The following is a 16,125-nucleotide window of genomic DNA, read 5'->3' as shown; positions in this document are numbered from 1 at the left end:
TATTCAATTGCGGCTACTTCATGAAGTCGTTCGACAAGAACCGCTGCAGCTGCGGGACGGCTTCACCCGGGTGCTTCGCGTTGATGCCTTCACCGATCGCCTGCAACTTCCAGGTGGCGTCCTCGCGGAACACTTTCGCCATCACCACGCCGGTGTAGGCCATGCCGCCGGCGAGGGTGTACCGCGCGAGCTCGACGTTGGTCGTCTGGTCGACCAGCCGGCAGAAGGCATTCTGCACCTGTTCGAATGTCTGTCCCTGGTAGGACGTGACGATGAAGATGATCGCGTTGACGTGCATCGGAACGCGGGTGAGGTCGACCGTGACCACCTCGTCGTCGCCCTCACCCTCGCCGGTCAGGTTGTCACCGAGATGCCGGATCGAACCGTCCTTGGAGGTGAGCTGACCGTAGTAGGCGACATCGGCCAGCTGGGTGTCGGCGTACATCACCGCTGAGGCGTCGAGGTCGATGTCGGCGCCGCGGCTGCCGAACATCTTCTTGACCATGACAGGGTCCCATCCGAGTCCCATCTGGATGTTGGTGAGCGCAACCCCACCGTCTTTCTTCAGCGAAACACGTTGTCCCTTGGACAGACTCACGGGTCGGTCCTTGGTGAGGCTGACCTCGGGACGGCCGGTGGGTGCCGGCGCCGCGTAACCGGGCTGCTGGTTGTACGTCGGTTGCTGACTGGGAGCGGGCTGCTGCGGAGCCGGATACGCCGCAGGCGCCGGCTGCTGCGGCGGGTAATTCTGGGCCGGAGGCTGCTGCGGTGGATGGTTTTGCTGGGGCGGTTGCTGTGGTGGGTAGTTCTGGGGAGGCGGCTGCTGTGCCGCCGGCGCGGAGGGTTGGCGGGAGTAGCTCGGCGGCGGACTGTTCCGGACAGGGGGAGGAGAGGGCGCAGCCGGGGGCGCCGGTGCGTCGTCGACCGAGACACCGTGGTCGGTCACGAGTGCGGCGAAACCGCCCGCGTAGCCCTGCCCGACGGCGCGAACTTTCCAGTCTCCGCCGCGCCGGTACACCTCGAGCGCGATCACGATGGACTCACTGGCCAGGCCGTCGATCCGGTATTCGTACAGCGATTGACCGCCGCCGGTTACCCGGGCAACCGGCGGGGCCACCGCGCCGAAGGTTCCGTTCTCGAGCGTGATCACCGCCCGCACTTGACTGATGTCGGCGGGGACGGCTCCCAAAGAGATGGACAGTGTCCCGATCCCGGCACCGGACTGCAGCGATACCCCGGGCCCGTTGGGTTGGTTGAAGAAGACGAAATCGGCGTCGGTGCGCACCTTGCCGTTGTCTGTGACCAGCAACGCGGACAGATCGCCTGCCGTGGCCAGGTCGACGGTGATATCGACTGTCGCCGCGTTCAGCGGGCCGTTTTGCCCTTTGACCAGAGTTGTTGTCATCACCTGAGCCCTTCGTTGGGTATGGATCTATCAATGGTCGAGCTCCGTAGTACTTCGTCCCCGGCTCCGAGCATCTGCGGAGCGAGGGCCGATTTGTCCGGTTCGTCGGCGTCCACCATTGTGCCTGCCCGGGTCAGGAGCCACGTCAGCATCTCTTCGGACGCCGCCAGGCCCCGCCCCTCCGTCACCGCGACATTGGAGTGCCGCCACCCGAGTTCCTCCAGTTCACCGTGCCGTGGACGAATCGCGGCGTCGGCGCCGACAAGCATCGGCTGATCGAGGACGCCGTCGCCCGCTGCGTAACTCGATGACGGTCGGTTGACCAGTCGCGTGGTCACCTCGTCGACAGCCAGTTGTTTGGTCACAGGATCCGGCATCACGTAGATCTTCCGGCCTTGACGAGAGACGTTCCAGCCGCGTTCGGCGGCCCAGCTCGCCCAGGCCGGAACCACTTGTGGGGGAAGCAGGTCCAGTTCGACGACGACGTAACAGAAGAGACCATCGGCAATCCGCATGGTGCGCAGCCACGGCGCACCGGCGGCATCGGCCTCGAGGCGCTCGAAGACCGCGTCGACGCCGACGGCAAGGGTGCCCAGAAGGTCTGCGACCCGGCGCGACCAAGCGACGTCGGGAACTCCGTCGACCAGGATGTTGCCTCCGTTACTGGTGATCGCAAAGCGCGGGGTACCGATCGGCAGCGTGATGCGCCGGTATTGCTCCATGGTGCGGGTGGTCGTCGGCACCACCTCGGCCACCCCGACGAGCTCGGACAACAGGGCCATCGCCGCGGGCGACATGAACGACTGCGGCCGCCCATCGTAGATTTCCACGCAGCGCGCCGTGGCGGACAATGCTGCGGCAGCGGCGTTGTCCGGCGCCCCCTCTGCGATCGCGGCGGCAGAGTAGATCAGCGTGCGATCGAGGTCGATTGTGGCAAGTGGGCGTCCCCGAGGCGGTGTCGCCACGGCGTCGAGTGCGTTCACGAGATCTCTTTCACCAAGCCCATGCAGCTGTATGCGAGGTCCGGGACCACCTCGACGGGAACGCCGCGGGCGGTTGCCAGCGCGCGGATGTGCTCGTGTTCCGGGTCATTCGCACTCCGTACCAGAATCATCCAGGGGACTCTGCGCAACAGGACACGGGTGGTCTCGCCGACCCCGGGCTTCACGAAATTGACCGACGAGATGCCGTGACTGATGCGGACCTCCTCAACCGACCGCCATCCGGACCAGGTCGGGATGCGGTCGGTGCGTTGAATCTGTTCTCGGCGAGTTCTCGCTTCTGCTGCTGCTGAATCGAACTGGGCAGTGACCGCATCGAGAAGAACGGCCGACATGTCCTGATCGGCGAGCTCTGCATAGAACTTGGCGCCGTGGAAGTCGTCGGGACCGATGAAGTCGGCATTCAGAACGGTTCGCGAGACCAGTCCGGACACAGTCGAGTTCAGGCACGCCGATGCGATCAGGAAATCGTCGCGGGTGCCGAAGGTGCGTACGCACGAGCCGGGGTCGGCGAGCACCGCCAGGTCAGGGTTGAACACAGGACCGTCATCGACCGCCAACGCTGCGAGGGCTTCGGTGAGTTCCCTGGTGATGGCGCCTTTGCCGGTCCATCCATCGACGAAAACCACCTTCTCCGGATCATGATGAGCAGCAAGGTACTTCATGGCGTTCGCATCGATGCCGCGGTCTCGGACGATCGATACGGCATAGTGCGGCAGGTCAAGTCCGTGGTGGTGCTGGGCCCAGCGGCGCATCAGTACCCCGACAGGCGTGCCCGCCCTGGCCAGAGAAGCCAATACGATGTCGGTGCCGCGCTCTGCCAGCACGAGATCGGTGACCGCGCCCACCGCGACAGCCAGGCGGTGCGCACTGCTCGCCAGTACTCGTCTGAACAATTCCTGGTAGGCGGCATCCGGCTGGAACTCGACGGGCAATGATTCCGCGTAGTGGGCCAGTCCGGCCTGGATCCGCTGCTCCCGCGCGGCGAGGTCGCCTTCGAGCGCCAGCGCGGAGAGGTCCTTGAGGAGCCACTTCACCTCGTCGGGGCCGTAGCTGCCGAAGTCGGGTCCTGTGAGTGGCCCGGGGAACACCCTCGTGACGTGACCGGGATTCACAGCGTCTCCCTTGCTGCTCGGAGGGCCCCGAAATCGGTCCCCGGCACAACCACGAGCAAGACATCGACGCCTGCACCGCTGAGAGTGTCGACGAGTCCGCCGGAACCTGCCAGTGATTCGGTATCAGCAGGCGAATCTACGATCATCACCACGCGCGCGTCGGGATCGTCATGAACTGCGTTGTACAGATACCGATCTCGTGCCTCATCTGGTTCGGGAGCGTTGAAGTGATATCCACGCCGAAGTGGGTAACCCTCACGATCGATCACGTGTGCGGGGGAGCGGGTGGTGGTCTGACTCAAGATCGGGGCCTCGACGAATTCGGCAAGACTCGCTGCGACCCGTTGCGGCAGATACATCAACTCTTCGTGCCCGACCACGACAATGGATCGACCCGGATCCAACCGTCCGGCCACGACCCTGGCGACCTCGGAGATCGCCTCGTCGAAGTCCGGCCAATCTTCACGCCGGAAACCGTGTCGACCGCCGTCGGGGACCGACGCCGGCCACGGAACCTCCAGCCGTTCGATCGAACCTGCTTGCGCGACCGACGGCGGGGGCGTTGCAGGCGGTAGATCGACGACCTGCGCGGGCAGTCCCTCGGGGATATGGGTGCACCCCCGGGCAAGGCTGATGAACTCGACCTCGGTGCCCAGTTCCTCGGCGCGCTGACGGCATCGGCTGATGTCGTCTTCTGTACGCATGTCGACCAGCGATGACACCAGGTACAGCGGTCGCCGGTGAATGCGTTGCATGGAAGCGATGGCGTCCAGGGCGGTCGCGCCCGTCGAGATCTCGTCATCGACGAGCACAACGGGCAAATCTGTGAGCAGGGTGTCCGGGTCGGTGGGCACGATCAGGTGGTCGGTGGCGTGCGAGTGACCCTCTTCGAACCGGGCGATCACCGGCACTGCGATGTTCTCGCGCCGAGTCGATTGCAGGTAGTGCCCGGCGTCCATCTGGTGCGCGACCGCATGCCCGAGGCCCGTCGCGGTCTCTGCGAACCCGAAAACGAGGGAGTCGGTGAGACCGCGTGCACGCAGGGCGGTGGTCGACAGCACGCCGAGATCGGCTGCCGCGGCGAAGATGACAGCAGGCGGTACAGGAATGTGTTTCCCGAGCACGGTGGACACCCAGAGGTGAGCCCGTTTCGGATTGCGTCGAAGACCCGGTCGAACCAGGTCTTCGACACGCCAGTCGTCGACACCGGATATGTGCTCGGCGCCGAGCCCGAATCGTTCTTGTGCATAGGGCTCGATACCCGATGCCTCTCGATTGTCGACGATCATCGAACCACCACGGCCGTCAGCAGATCGACCACACCGATGTCCGGTCGCAGCACTCCGAACGCCTGGGACCGGATCAGCGTCTTGATGGCCCAATTCCGATGCGGGCGGCGCTCGTTCATCTTGTTCCGGTACGTCGATGCCAGCACACCGCCGGTGTCGTCGACCCCCAGGACCGCAACGGCGTCGTCGTACTCCTCGTGCGGAACAGCGCTCATCGCGTTCACGACGTTGACGTGTGATGGGTGGATGACTGTCTTGCCCTGCAACCCGTTCGCGCGGTCGAGAACCAATTCGCGCAGTAGGCCGTCGAGGTCGCGACTGACCAGATGCGTCCGAAACCGGACCGCATCGATCTCTTCGAATGGAGTGTTGCGTAGCAACGGCCGGAACATCCGGTCATGGGTGTTGTAGTACTCCCACACCGGTCCGGTGATCGTGAAGCCGGTGCCGTCGGCCCTGCCGAGCACATTGACGATGGCGCCGATGACCTCTGCGACGGGGTGGACGTCGTAGATGGTCAGGTCGGGATCCCGCCGGATGCCGAGCGCTCCGCACATGTCGGTGCCGCCGATTCTGACGGCCAGGATCTTGTCCCGGTGCTTCCCGAGGACCTGCCTGATCGACTCCAGCGCAGAGGCGCGGGTCTCGAGATGGAGCACAGACGTCGATTCGATGATGGGCATCGCGTACAACGCTCGCCCGATGTGTGCCTGCGCGGCATCGATCCGACCGAGGTAATCGTCGCCGTCCACCCCGGTGAACTTGGGGAGCACGAACCCGGCGAGGCTGTCGACGCCCTCGCCGATCCGGGCGAGCAATTCGTCGATCTGCTGGGGACGCCGGACTCTGACAAAGAGCAGCGGTGCGGCCTGACGGCCCGCTGACAGCTCACGGAGTGCATTGGCGAGATTGGTGATCGCCGCGTCGACGTCACCGTCGGCGATAGCATCCTCGAGGTCGATGACCATCGACGTCGAACCACCGCGGCGCTGCCTCAGGATCAGTTCGGCAAGACGGTCACGGCTGGCCGGGATGTACAACGTGGCGCCCAACGCGACGCTGAGCAGCTCTGGCGGGGCGTCGATCCCGATCGGTTCGGGAACGCGGAAGAACATGCGTTCACGTTCGGCGTCGTCCAGCGCAGTGAAATGTTGTAGCTGCATTGTTCCCGCGGCATTCGCAGCGCTCGAGTTGATCGTCACCGTCTCGCCTCGTCCTTCATTTTGCTCACGACACCGGACACGAAGTCGGAGATGGCACGCAGGTCCACCAGATACCCCCAATAGTCAGGATGCCGACCGGTCAGTGCTGCAACGGCTCGATCCACTCTCAGGACTTGCGCGTCCAGGACCGACCCCCATTGCTTGACCACTCCGAGGTTGACGGCCAGCAGCTGTGCGTCCCGGATCTGAAACCGAACCCTACCGGCAGCTGCCGGTGGATCCCGCTGAACAACCCGAAGTTCATTCAAACGATCAGTGACCCCGTCCACCAATTCCTCGGCTTCCGACAGGTGTGCTCGAGCCCGGGTGACGGCCGCGAGCGCAGCTTCGGGATCTGATCCCAGTGCGCTTGCGGCCGAGTCGATCTCGCTGGAGGCGAGTTCGAGATCCTGTGCACTGCGGCGTTCATGACCGACGAGGTCGCGAGAGCACTGGGCACTGAATTCGCGGAGCAGCGCGGAGTACGCCTGCGGCATCCTGGCGCTCCTGTTCTGGACCGCCGACAAGCGGGTTCGGACCGACGCAAGCGCCGCGCGCGCGTCCTCGGCCTTGCCCGGAGCTGCAGCGATGGCCTGTTCCAGCTTCTTGACGGCCTCGCCGAGCGCTGCGGTCTTGGCCCGGAGGTCCGCCCGGTCGCCGCCTCCCTGGGAGACTGCCAGCTGGGCGGACTCGAGTTCAGTGAGATATTGATCATGTTGTTGAACAGCAGTTTTCACGGAGGTGTACGCCAGTTGATCGGCAGGTAGCGAAGCAAGCCGATCAGCGAGGCGATCAGAATCGGAACGCACGCGAGCCGCTTCGTCAGGTACTGCTGCATACGAGACCCTGGCGTGCTCGAGCTGGGTCGAGTGGCGTTCGTAGAATTGGTCGAGCGCGCGGATCGAATCGGTGATCAGCGACATCGTGCGCTGATAGTCGGCCAGGGGTGCAGGCGGCCCATCCGTTCCGCTCAGGGTCAGGTACTGGTTGATCGTCTCGTAACAGGAGTCCCGGATGGGTCCGAATGCACGGACCAGTTCGCCACCCGTGCCGAGTACCTCGGCAGCTGCCACGGAATCGCTGATGATGGACAATCGCTGATCCAGCTGGAGAAACGCAGTGACCATGTCGTTTCTGGCATGTTCGACGGCGCCAGTGGACCCGCCACCGGCGCTGCGGTCATCTCGTCGAAACCAGCCCCTGGCCACACCGCGCATCCTACTGGGGTTCGGGCGACCGGCTTCGCCGGTGGACTCGGGGGTCCGGGTGACCGGCGTGGCGACGCACCGCCGAAACGGGAGTCATTCAATCGGTTCAGCGTTCGGAGTTGTCGCCCCCGTCGATGTCCACTTTCACGTACGGTTACATCCAAGGACTGGTTCTGAGCAGAAATTGCTCCGACCTCTGGGCCTCATCTACTCACGAAGACAAACTCAGGAAGGGTACTGACATGGGCGTCAGCTTGAGCAAGGGCGGAAACGTTTCGTTGACCAAGGAGGCTCCGAACCTGACCGCAGTGGCGGTCGGTCTCGGCTGGGACGTGCGTTCCACCACGGGCACGGACTTCGACCTGGATGCGAGCGCGATCGGCGCCGGAGCCGACAAGAAGGTCGTCTCCGACCAGCACTTCATCTTCTTCAACAACCTGCGCTCCCCGGATGGCTCCATCGAGCACACCGGCGACAACACCACGGGCGAAGGTGAGGGTGACGACGAGGTCATCAACGTCGACCTCGCAGCCGTTCCGCCGAACATCGAGTCGGTCGTCTTCCCCGTGTCGATCTACGACGCCGACGCGCGTTCGCAGTCGTTCGGCCAGGTCCGTAACGCATACATCCGTGTCACCGACCGCTCCAACGGCAACGAACTGGCTCGCTACGACCTCTCGGAGGATGCATCCACCGAGACCGCGATGGTCTTCGGAGAGCTCTACCGCAACGGCGCCGAGTGGAAGTTCCGGGCGATCGGTCAGGGCTACGCCTCGGGTCTCGCGGGCATCGCGCGTGACTTCGGCGTGAACGTCTAGCCCTTCCGGCGACGCAAGCCAACTGCATAGAAGTACACTTGCGCACTATCGCGGAACCATCCCCGGTTCCGCGATAGTGCTGTCACTGGCCCGAAAACTAAGGAGCACGAGTGGTCATCCGCGTATTCGGCATTTCGATCGCTGTAACGATCGTCTCGCTGGGCGTTGCGTACCTGTATGGCGGGTGGACTGCGCTTGCTCTGTGCGCCATCCTCGGCATCCTCGAGGTGTCACTCTCGTTCGACAACGCGGTCATCAACGCGACCGTCCTCGAGAAGATGAGTGAGTTCTGGCAGAAGATCTTCCTCACCATCGGTATCCTCATCGCCGTCTTCGGAATGCGGCTGCTGTTCCCACTCCTCATCGTGTGGGTCACGGCCGGACTCAATCCGGTGGAGGCCTTCGACCTCGCGATGAATGTGCCAGAAGAGGGTTCCGGGCAGCAGTCGTATGAAGAAATCCTCACTGCTGCGCACCCGCAGATCGCCGCATTCGGCGGGATGTTCCTCTTCATGCTCTTCCTCAACTTCATCTTGGAAGACAACGAGATCAAGTGGTTGACGTGGCTGGAGAAGCCACTTGCCGTCATCGGAAAGCTCGACCAGCTCGCTGTTGTCATCGCCGGCGGCAGCCTGGTACTGATCGCCGAGTTCCTCGCCGACGACGACCACATCTCGACCGTCATGGTCGCCGGTGTGCTCGGCATCATCACCTACATCACGGTCAATGGTCTCGGACAGCTTTTCCACACCGAAGAACTCACCGCGGAGCACGAGGAAGCGGTCAAGTCGGGCGGCCCGTCCACCTTGGCGAAAGCGACCGGCAAGGCCGGGTTCTTCCTGTTTCTCTACCTCGAGGTGCTCGACGCGTCGTTCTCGTTCGACGGTGTCATCGGTGCCTTCGCGATCACAGCGGACCCGATCATCATCGCTCTGGGTCTCGGGTTCATCGGCGCCATGTTCGTCCGGTCCATCACGGTCTACCTGGTGCGAGCCGGGACGCTCAACGAATACCGGTATCTCGAGCACGGCGCACACTGGGCAATCGGCGCTCTGGCGGCCATCTTGTTCTTCTCGATCAAGTGGCACATCAACGAGATCATCACCGGTCTCGTCGGCGTGGCGTTCATCGGTGCGGCCGCACTCTCGAGCATCGTGGCCAATCGCAGGGAAGCTGCCGCAGCAGGCAGCGCTTCGTCCGAGAAGGACTCGCTCCCCGCGAAGTAGTTCGCCCGCCAAGATCGCACCCGGCGAACTCCACTGACGCTGCGGTGTACATGTGTACACTCGAATCCACATGCACGGCTGTGGTGGCGCCCCTCTGGGCGTCATCACAGCGGTGAACAAGGAGCGGAGTGTTTGTGGACCTGCTGAAGTGGAGTAAGCGCCCCGCCGCCGGGGTGGAAGCGACCAAACCTCAGATCAATGTGCTCAGAGGGCTGGTGGCGCGCGCTACGACCCCACTGCTGCCCGACGACTATCTCCACCTGCTCAACCCGCTGTGGTCCGCCCGCGAGCTACGTGGACGCATCGTGGCAGTGCGCAAGGAAACCGATGACACGGCCACCGTGGACATCGAGACCGGCTGGGGTTTCAGCCATCGCTATCGTCCTGGGCAGTACGTCGGGATCGGCTTGCAGGTGGAGGGCCGATGGCACTGGCGGTCGTACTCACTGACGTCAATCGCGGGTGACGACAAAGTCATCTCGGTGACCGTGAAGGCGAATCCGGACGGGTTCTTGTCCAGTCACCTCGTAGACGGTGTGCTGCCGGGAACGGTCATCCGTCTGGCGGCGCCCAAAGGCGACTTCTCACTGCCCAGTCCGCCTCCGAAAAAAGTGCTGTTCGTGACCGCCGGTTCCGGCGTCACGCCCGTGATGGCGATGTTGCGCGGTCTGCGTTCTCGCGGCGATATGCCAGATGTGGTGCATCTGCACTCGGCGCCGAACCGCGAATCCGTCATTTTTCACGACGAACTGGTTGCGCTACAGGAGGAGTCGCCCTCGTACCATCTGGAGATGCAGTTCACCAGGGAGGACGGCAAGATCGACCTCCACGATCTGGGGTCTGTCGTACCGGACTGGCAGGAACGGGAGTGCTGGGCCTGCGGGCCGGTCGAGATGCTCGACGTAGCCGAACAGGTCTGGGAAAAGGCCGGGCTGCATGAGAGCTTGCACATCGAGCGGTTTGCGATCGCCCGCACCGACAAGGGCGGCGAAGGCGGCACCGTCACGTTCAGCAAGACGGGTAAGTCGGCAGAGATCGACGGTGCGACAACGCTCTTGGAAGCCGGCGAGGACTTGGGCATCCAGATGCCGTTCGGCTGCCGAATGGGCATTTGTCAATCGTGCGTCGTACCGCTGTCCGCGGGCTACGTTCGAGACCTGCGCTCGGGGGACGAGCGCCGAGAAGGAGATCGAATCCAGACGTGTATCAGCACCGTGTCTGGCGAATGCACACTCGACCTCTAGGAGGAACACATAGTGGCGATCACTGATATAGACCTGTACGCACACCTGACCGAAGCCGACGTCGAAGCGCTCGGCAAAGAGTTCGACGCCATCCGGCGTGATATCGAAGAATCGCGGGGCGAAGAGGATGCCCGCTACATCCGCCGGGCGATCACGATTCAGCGCAGTCTCGCCGCGGGTGGTCGTGCGGTGTTGTTCGCGAGCCACAAGAAGCCCGCGTGGGTCGCCGGAACGGTGATGCTCGGTCTGGCGAAGATCATCGAGAACATGGAACTCGGGCACAACGTGATGCACGGGCAGTGGGACTGGATGAATGACCCCGAGATCCACTCGTCGTCATGGGAGTGGGACACCACCTGCCCGAGCAGTCAGTGGAAGCACTCCCACAACTTCATTCATCACAAGTACACGAACATCGTCGGAATGGACGACGACGTGGGCTACGGAATCCTCCGGGTGACGCGCGACCAGCCGTGGGAATGGTGGAACCTCGGAAACCCGATCTTCAATCTCACCCTGGGCACGTTCTTCGAGTACGGGGTCGCGCTGCACCACGTCGAGACCGAAAAGGTCCGCAAAGGGGAGAAGAGCCTCGGAGAGGTCGCCAAGGACCTCCGCATCATCGGTCGCAAGGTGGGTAAGCAGGCCGCGAAGGACTATCTGATCTTCCCCGCGCTGTCCGGCCCCAACTGGAAGCACACCCTGACGGCCAATGTCACGGCGAACTTCATCCGCAACTACTGGACGTATGCGGTGATCTTCTGTGGTCACTTCCCGGACGGGGCCGAGAAGTTCACGAAAGAAGAGTACGAGACCGAGGATCAGGCTCGCTGGTACCTGCGGCAGATGCTGGGTTCGGCAAACTTCCGCGCCGGCAGGCTGATGCGTTTCATGTCGGGCAACCTCAGCCACCAGATCGAACACCACCTGTTCCCGGATCTGCCGAGCAACCGGTACGAGGAGATCGGTGTCCGTGTCCGTGAGCTGTGCGAGAAGTATGACCTCCCGTACACCACCGGCACGATCTGGCATCAGTACATGCTGACCTTCCGGACGATCGCGAAATTGGCCCTGCCGAACGCACTTCTCTCGGCGAGCAGCGACGATGCACCTGAGACGGCATCCGAACTTCGGTTCAACATTCGAGATGGTGTGCAGTCGAGTTTCGGTGCGGATCCGGAGTCCGGTAAACGGCGAGGTCTGCGCACGGCACTGAAGGAGCTCCGCGACTCGAAGGTGAAGGCGGCCTGAGTTCATCACGCATGGATCTCGTCGTTCTGATCAAGACGGTCCGCATAGACTTTCACCGATGAGCAAGATCAACGATGGCGACAGCGATCTCTCCAGGGGATCAGAACAGGTCCGCCGGGGCGCCGGCAGGATCGGTGATTTCCTGGTTCGCGCGGATGGCAGCGAGGGGCTGGTTCGCGTAGCGCGCGCAGCCCGCCGAGTGGCTCCCGGGGCTCGCCCCGACATCGATCCCGATCGCCTGCGACACTCCGAACGCATCGCGGGCCTGATCGCGCAGGCCCGCGGTGAAAGGCCCAGTGCAGTGCGGGAACTGGCGCTCGCCGCAGTCGAGTCGTGGCAAGCGCTGGTGACCCGCCGGCGCAGCGACGTTCCCGAGGTCGGCGGACCCGTGACCATCCTGTTCACCGATCTGGTCGGCTTCTCCACCTGGGCCTTGGGAGCCGGGGACGACGCCGTGCTCGAGCTCCTTCGGCAGGTCAACGAGTCGAGCACCGAGATCATCAACAGGCGTGGTGGCTCGGTGACCAAGCACCTGGGTGATGGACTGATGGCGGTCTTCCGGGACGGCGCAGTCGCCATCGAGGCCGCGCATGAAGCTGGTGTGGCGGTGTCGGCCATCACCATCGACGGCTATCGCCCCGCCCTGCGGGCCGGCTTGCACACCGGGGAGCCACGGCAGGTCGGCGACGACTATCTCGGGGTCGATGTCAACATCGCCGCCAGAGTCGCCGACGCGGCGTCGGCGGGGGAGGTGCTGGTGACCGAGGCGACCTTGGCGGCGACGGACGAGACCAAATACATAAAGCGCCGCAGACGGTTTCGAGCAAAAGGCACTCCCAAGGATCTTGTTGTGTTCGCGGTGTTGCCGCGCTATGACGGCGCACCTGGCGAGCTCGATCAGCCGACAGTGTGACTCAGGGCTGCTGCAACGCCCTATAGAGGATCTTGAGCTGCGCGGCGGCAACATCGAGTGACTCGACGTCACGTTGGCTACGGCATTGGATGATCGCGCCCTCTACCGCATTCACGACGAACAGAGCGAAGCTCTCCGCGTCGGGCGTGGACAGTCCGCCACTGCGTGCGGCATCGGAGACCAATCGGCGCCAAGCATCGAAAGCGACGTTGGCGGTAGCCGCGATCTCCGGCTCGTCGGGTCCGGCCATGGCGGCCGCCGCCACCGGGCAACCGAGAGCAAAATTGCTGTTCTCGAGCTCGCGCTTCCACCACTTCACCAGAGCGTCAACGGCGTCCAGTGGCGCTCTGGTGGTCGTCAGATGCTCTATGAACGCAGTCATCTGGTCGCCGGATTCGGCGGTGGCTGTTGCGATCAGTCCGGACTTTCCGTTGGGGAAGTGCTGATAGATCGAATTTCGCGCCGCACCACTTCGACCAAGTAGGTCGGCGACACTCGTCGCGAAGACACCGCGCCGCCGCACCAGATCTATTGCGGTCGAGATCAGACGGTCACGAGGTCCCGCTGATGCGTCGAACTCCTGTAACGGCAACTCCTGATTCGGCAACTCCTCATTCGATTTGTCAGCTGTCACGTGCCCCTCTTTTCGCGCGCTGTGTAGACCAATCGGTCCATCGCCGTGTTACGCTCCCGCTCATGGACCATTTGGTCCACAACGCTACCAGGAAGGAGCCTCATGACGGGGCCACTCACCGAACAGGGCACAGCCGACTCGCCGGATCAGATCTCGATCGGCGACATGACCGGCTTGGAAGTCCTGCGGTACATGACAGGGCTAGCGGAACGGCCACCGAACATCGCGCAGCTCGTGGGCATGGACGTCGACTCGCTGGATGAGGGCCACGTCGTCTTCAGCCTGCGTGCGCGGCCGGACATGACCAATCCGATCGGGTCACTGCACGGCGGCATCTGTGCAACGCTGCTCGATTCGGTGATGGGTTGCGCTGTGCACACGACCCTCGGTGCCGGCGTCGGCTACGGGACACTTGAACTCAAAGTCAACTACATTCGTTCCGTCCCGACCGACGGGCGCCGAATCATCGGTTCCGGCAGAACCATTCACGTGGGACGTCGGACAGCGACCGCCGAGGGCGAGATCCGGGACGAACAGGACAAGTTGATCGCGCACGGCACCACCACCTGCATCATCCATCAGCCCGGTCGAGTCGACCCTGCCGGTCAAGGGCGCCCGGTCCGCGAGAGACCCTAGACTTCGTAAGGTGCACTCTCCCGAGTTACCGCGTCGTCTTTCCGGCAACCGAGGTTGGACCGAGCCGGTGATGCGCAATCTGACACTGTCGGCCAACCACGGGAAATTGTGGTTCGCGGTCGCAGGTGTCCTGGCAGTGTCGGGCAAAAGGCACCGTCGCGCAGCCGCCCGCGGGTTGGGGTCGCTCGCCGGCGCCAGCCTGCTGTCCAATTCCGTGATCAAGCCGTTGGTCGGACGCAGCCGTCCTCCCGCAGACCTGTTGCATCCCCATCGACAGCTGCCGAGGATGCCCTGGACATCGTCTTTTCCCAGCGGCCACAGTGCCTCGGCCGCCGCATTCGCAGTGGGGGCTGCGATGGAGCGACCGCGCACCGCGATAGCACTCGCCCCCCTAGCTGCCGCCGTCGCGTATTCCCGGGTGTACGTCGGCGTGCACTACCGAACGGACGTTGTGGCCGGAGCAGCCGTCGGCACGGCGGTGGCCCTCGCAGGCCACTTCCTGTGGCCGGCAACGCCGCTTCGCGCGGCTGAAACCGCCCCCGGTTCTGCTCCGGCCCTCACATACGGCGAAGGTCTCGTGGTTGTCGTCAACGCGCAGTCCGGGTCAGCCGCCGACGCTCCTGCGGCCATCGCCACTGCGCTGCCCGGTGCGACCATCGTGCAGTGGGATGTGGACCGGCCACTGGCGGAACAAGTACCCGACCGATTTCGCGCGTTGGGTGTCGCAGGCGGAGACGGCACTGTCGCAACGGTCGCGCAGCTCGCGCTCGACAGGGGAGTGCCGTTGGCCGTGTTCCCGGCGGGGACCCTCAACCACTTCGCCCGATCGCTCAACTTGGAAACCTACGCAGACACCGCACGAGCCGTGACCACGGGCACGGCGGGCACTGTCGACGTCGGCCGGATCGATGGCCGGGTATTTCTCAACACTGCAGGTCTCGGTGGCTACCCGGAGATGGTTCGGCTGCGTGACCGACTCGAGCATCGCATCGGAAAATGGCCCGCCGCAGCGTTTGCGCTGTATCGGGCGGTCAAGGGTCGCAAGCCGGTGGACCTCGTCATCAACGGACAGCACCGTTCGGTCTGGGCAGTATTCGTCGGCAACGGCGTGTACCGTCCCCGCGGGTTGAGCCCGGCGCGACGCTCCGACCTGGCCGACGGCGTCCTGGACCTGCAATACCTACGCGCCGACAGGAGACTGGGCCGCACCACGGCAATCATCGCGTCGCTGTTCGGCACCGTCGAGCGATCCAGGGTCCTCGGTTCAGTGCAAGCCGCTCGGCTGGAGATCGCCAGCGCATCCGGGCCGCTGCTCACCGCACACGATGGCGAAGTCACCGGACCTGTGGACAGTGTCGTACTCGAGGTCGATGAGCAGCGGCTGACGGTCTATCGCTGAACAGCTTCAGATGACCGTCGGCCCGGGACTGGGCTCCGGCGGCGACGGCTCCGGAAACGCCGGGTCGGGTGTCGGATGCTCAGGCCCCGGTGCGGGTGGGGGCTCCGGCGTCGGATGGGGTGACGGAACCGGTTCAGGCTCGGGCACGGGCGGAATGGTGGGCTCGGTGCCCGGTGGTTCTGGGCGTTCTGGGGCCGGAATCGGTTGTCCCATGATCGATCTCCTCACCTTCAGGGTGACTGCGTGGAGCGCGGACAGCGGTCTGCATCGGGCGCTCTGCTTCATGCTTACCAGGGCTGGGCCTCGGTTGACGCGCGATCAGGCGCAGATACGTCCGCGACACAGTTGGCCAGTGTCCGTTTCGAGCCGGCATGTCGGGTAGACAAGACGTATGGAGGTTCTCAGCGGTCGGATAATTCTGCGTCCATCAGATCCGGAGGCGACGACTCGCTTCTATCGCGATCAACTCGGGTTGGCAGTCGCACGCGAGTATCCCGGTGGAACCGTCTTCTTCGCCGGCGCAGCGCTGATCGAGGTCGCCGCGCACATGGGTACCGATGGATCACCACCGAGTACCAGCGTCCTATGGCTGCAGGTGCGAGACATCGCCCTGACCGAACGGGAACTAGGCACAGCAGGGGTCACGATCACGCGCGGGGCGAGGACCGAACCCTGGGGGCTCATCGAAATGCACACGGCAGATCCCGACGGTACCGAGATCATCTTCGTAGAGATTCCAGACGATCATCCTCTGCGTCGTGATGGTAGGACACCTGCCTGACCC

At 63.9% G+C, this 16,125-nt stretch carries 16 protein-coding genes; 8 read left to right on the top strand and 8 right to left on the bottom strand.

Annotated features, from left to right (window positions below; genetic code table 11):
* Positions 1 to 13 precede the first annotated feature (13 nt).
* From DFR67_RS01405 to DFR67_RS01380, 6 genes are read right to left on the bottom strand one after another with little or no spacing between them, the layout of a single operon-like run.
* Positions 14 to 1,405, bottom strand: coding sequence for a TerD family protein (locus DFR67_RS01405; RefSeq protein WP_110467618.1), 1,392 nt, complete (start codon positions 1,403 to 1,405; stop codon positions 14 to 16).
* Positions 1,405 to 2,388, bottom strand: coding sequence for an HAD family hydrolase (locus DFR67_RS01400; RefSeq protein WP_211324909.1), 984 nt, complete (start codon positions 2,386 to 2,388; stop codon positions 1,405 to 1,407). Before DFR67_RS01400 ends, DFR67_RS01405 begins: the two co-directional genes overlap by 1 nt.
* Positions 2,385 to 3,521: a cysteine protease StiP family protein gene (locus tag DFR67_RS01395; RefSeq protein WP_245937648.1), complete on the bottom strand. Its 1,137-nt coding sequence runs from the start codon at positions 3,519 to 3,521 to the stop codon at positions 2,385 to 2,387. Before DFR67_RS01395 ends, DFR67_RS01400 begins: the two co-directional genes overlap by 4 nt.
* The gene (locus DFR67_RS01390) at positions 3,518 to 4,810 is read right to left on the bottom strand and encodes a phosphoribosyltransferase family protein (RefSeq protein ID WP_110467617.1); all 1,293 of its coding nucleotides are present in this window, start codon (positions 4,808 to 4,810) and stop codon (positions 3,518 to 3,520) included. The genes DFR67_RS01395 and DFR67_RS01390 overlap by 4 nt, the downstream gene beginning before the upstream one ends.
* Positions 4,807 to 5,973 carry an HpcH/HpaI aldolase/citrate lyase family protein gene (locus DFR67_RS01385; RefSeq protein ID WP_110467616.1) on the bottom strand — a complete coding sequence of 389 codons (1,167 nt, stop codon included), beginning with the start codon at positions 5,971 to 5,973 and terminating at the stop codon, positions 4,807 to 4,809. Before DFR67_RS01385 ends, DFR67_RS01390 begins: the two co-directional genes overlap by 4 nt.
* A 35-nt stretch (positions 5,974 to 6,008) precedes the next feature.
* Positions 6,009 to 7,220: a hypothetical protein gene (locus DFR67_RS01380; protein WP_146240345.1), complete on the bottom strand. Its 1,212-nt coding sequence runs from the start codon at positions 7,218 to 7,220 to the stop codon at positions 6,009 to 6,011.
* A gap of 242 nt (positions 7,221 to 7,462) precedes the next feature.
* Between DFR67_RS01380 and DFR67_RS01375 the strand changes: the two genes are divergently transcribed.
* The 5 genes from DFR67_RS01375 (at position 7,463) to DFR67_RS01355 (ending at position 12,672) form a co-directional block, all read left to right on the top strand.
* On the top strand, positions 7,463 to 8,038 hold the full coding sequence (locus DFR67_RS01375; protein WP_084896759.1) for a TerD family protein: 576 nt from the start codon (positions 7,463 to 7,465) through the stop codon (positions 8,036 to 8,038).
* Positions 8,039 to 8,148: 110 nt separating this feature from the next.
* Positions 8,149 to 9,264 (top strand): DUF475 domain-containing protein, encoded by a 1,116-nt coding sequence (locus DFR67_RS01370; protein ID WP_084834870.1) that lies wholly within the window; start codon positions 8,149 to 8,151, stop codon positions 9,262 to 9,264.
* A 134-nt stretch (positions 9,265 to 9,398) separates the two neighbouring features.
* Positions 9,399 to 10,508 (top strand): ferredoxin reductase, encoded by a 1,110-nt coding sequence (locus tag DFR67_RS01365; protein ID WP_110467614.1) that lies wholly within the window; start codon positions 9,399 to 9,401, stop codon positions 10,506 to 10,508.
* Positions 10,509 to 10,520: 12 nt separating this feature from the next.
* A complete protein-coding gene (locus tag DFR67_RS01360) occupies positions 10,521 to 11,759 on the top strand; it encodes a fatty acid desaturase family protein (protein WP_110467613.1) in 1,239 nt (412 codons plus the stop codon).
* A 58-nt stretch (positions 11,760 to 11,817) separates the two neighbouring features.
* Entirely contained in the window at positions 11,818 to 12,672 is an 855-nt protein-coding gene (locus DFR67_RS01355; protein ID WP_110467612.1) for an adenylate/guanylate cyclase domain-containing protein, read from the top strand.
* A 1-nt stretch (position 12,673) separates the two neighbouring features.
* Here the strand turns inward: DFR67_RS01355 and DFR67_RS01350 are convergent, their stop codons facing one another.
* A complete protein-coding gene (locus DFR67_RS01350; RefSeq protein ID WP_158539871.1) occupies positions 12,674 to 13,306 on the bottom strand; it encodes a TetR/AcrR family transcriptional regulator in 633 nt (210 codons plus the stop codon).
* Positions 13,307 to 13,408: 102 nt separating this feature from the next.
* On the opposite strand from DFR67_RS01350, the gene DFR67_RS01345 reads away from it, so the two are divergent.
* Positions 13,409 to 13,942, top strand: coding sequence for a PaaI family thioesterase (locus DFR67_RS01345; RefSeq protein ID WP_110467610.1), 534 nt, complete (start codon positions 13,409 to 13,411; stop codon positions 13,940 to 13,942).
* A gap of 10 nt (positions 13,943 to 13,952) precedes the next feature.
* Positions 13,953 to 15,341 (top strand): bifunctional phosphatase PAP2/diacylglycerol kinase family protein, encoded by a 1,389-nt coding sequence (locus tag DFR67_RS01340; RefSeq protein WP_245937647.1) that lies wholly within the window; start codon positions 13,953 to 13,955, stop codon positions 15,339 to 15,341.
* 6 nt (positions 15,342 to 15,347) lie between these two features.
* On the opposite strand, the gene DFR67_RS30150 is transcribed toward DFR67_RS01340, so the two are convergent.
* Positions 15,348 to 15,554 (bottom strand): hypothetical protein, encoded by a 207-nt coding sequence (locus DFR67_RS30150; protein ID WP_146240344.1) that lies wholly within the window; start codon positions 15,552 to 15,554, stop codon positions 15,348 to 15,350.
* A gap of 178 nt (positions 15,555 to 15,732) precedes the next feature.
* Here DFR67_RS30150 and DFR67_RS01335 point away from each other — a divergent pair, with 178 nt between their 5' ends.
* Positions 15,733 to 16,122: a VOC family protein gene (locus DFR67_RS01335; protein ID WP_110467608.1), complete on the top strand. Its 390-nt coding sequence runs from the start codon at positions 15,733 to 15,735 to the stop codon at positions 16,120 to 16,122.
* Positions 16,123 to 16,125: the final 3 nt, after the last annotated feature.

The sequence above is a fragment of the Williamsia limnetica genome (assembly GCF_003217475.1).
Classification (GTDB): domain Bacteria; phylum Actinomycetota; class Actinomycetes; order Mycobacteriales; family Mycobacteriaceae; genus Williamsia; species Williamsia limnetica.
Note: the sequence above shows the minus strand (reverse complement) of the source record. Positions and strands in the feature narration are given on the sequence as shown.

Bases quoted from the DNA above. Each gene is read 5' to 3' on its own strand.
- DFR67_RS01405 (WP_110467618.1), bottom strand. From the start codon at position 1,405: ATGACAACAACTCTGGTCAAAGGGCAAAACGGCCCGCTGAACGCGGCG.
- DFR67_RS01390 (WP_110467617.1), bottom strand. From the start codon at position 4,810: ATGATCGTCGACAATCGAGAGGCATCGGGTATCGAGCCCTATGCACAA.
- DFR67_RS01385 (WP_110467616.1), bottom strand. From the start codon at position 5,973: ATGCAGCTACAACATTTCACTGCGCTGGACGACGCCGAACGTGAACGC.
- DFR67_RS01375 (WP_084896759.1), top strand. From the start codon at position 7,463: ATGGGCGTCAGCTTGAGCAAGGGCGGAAACGTTTCGTTGACCAAGGAG.
- DFR67_RS01355 (WP_110467612.1), top strand. From the start codon at position 11,818: ATGAGCAAGATCAACGATGGCGACAGCGATCTCTCCAGGGGATCAGAA.
- DFR67_RS01345 (WP_110467610.1), top strand. From the start codon at position 13,409: ATGACGGGGCCACTCACCGAACAGGGCACAGCCGACTCGCCGGATCAG.
- DFR67_RS30150 (WP_146240344.1), bottom strand. From the start codon at position 15,554: ATGGGACAACCGATTCCGGCCCCAGAACGCCCAGAACCACCGGGCACC.
- DFR67_RS01335 (WP_110467608.1), top strand. From the start codon at position 15,733: ATGGAGGTTCTCAGCGGTCGGATAATTCTGCGTCCATCAGATCCGGAG.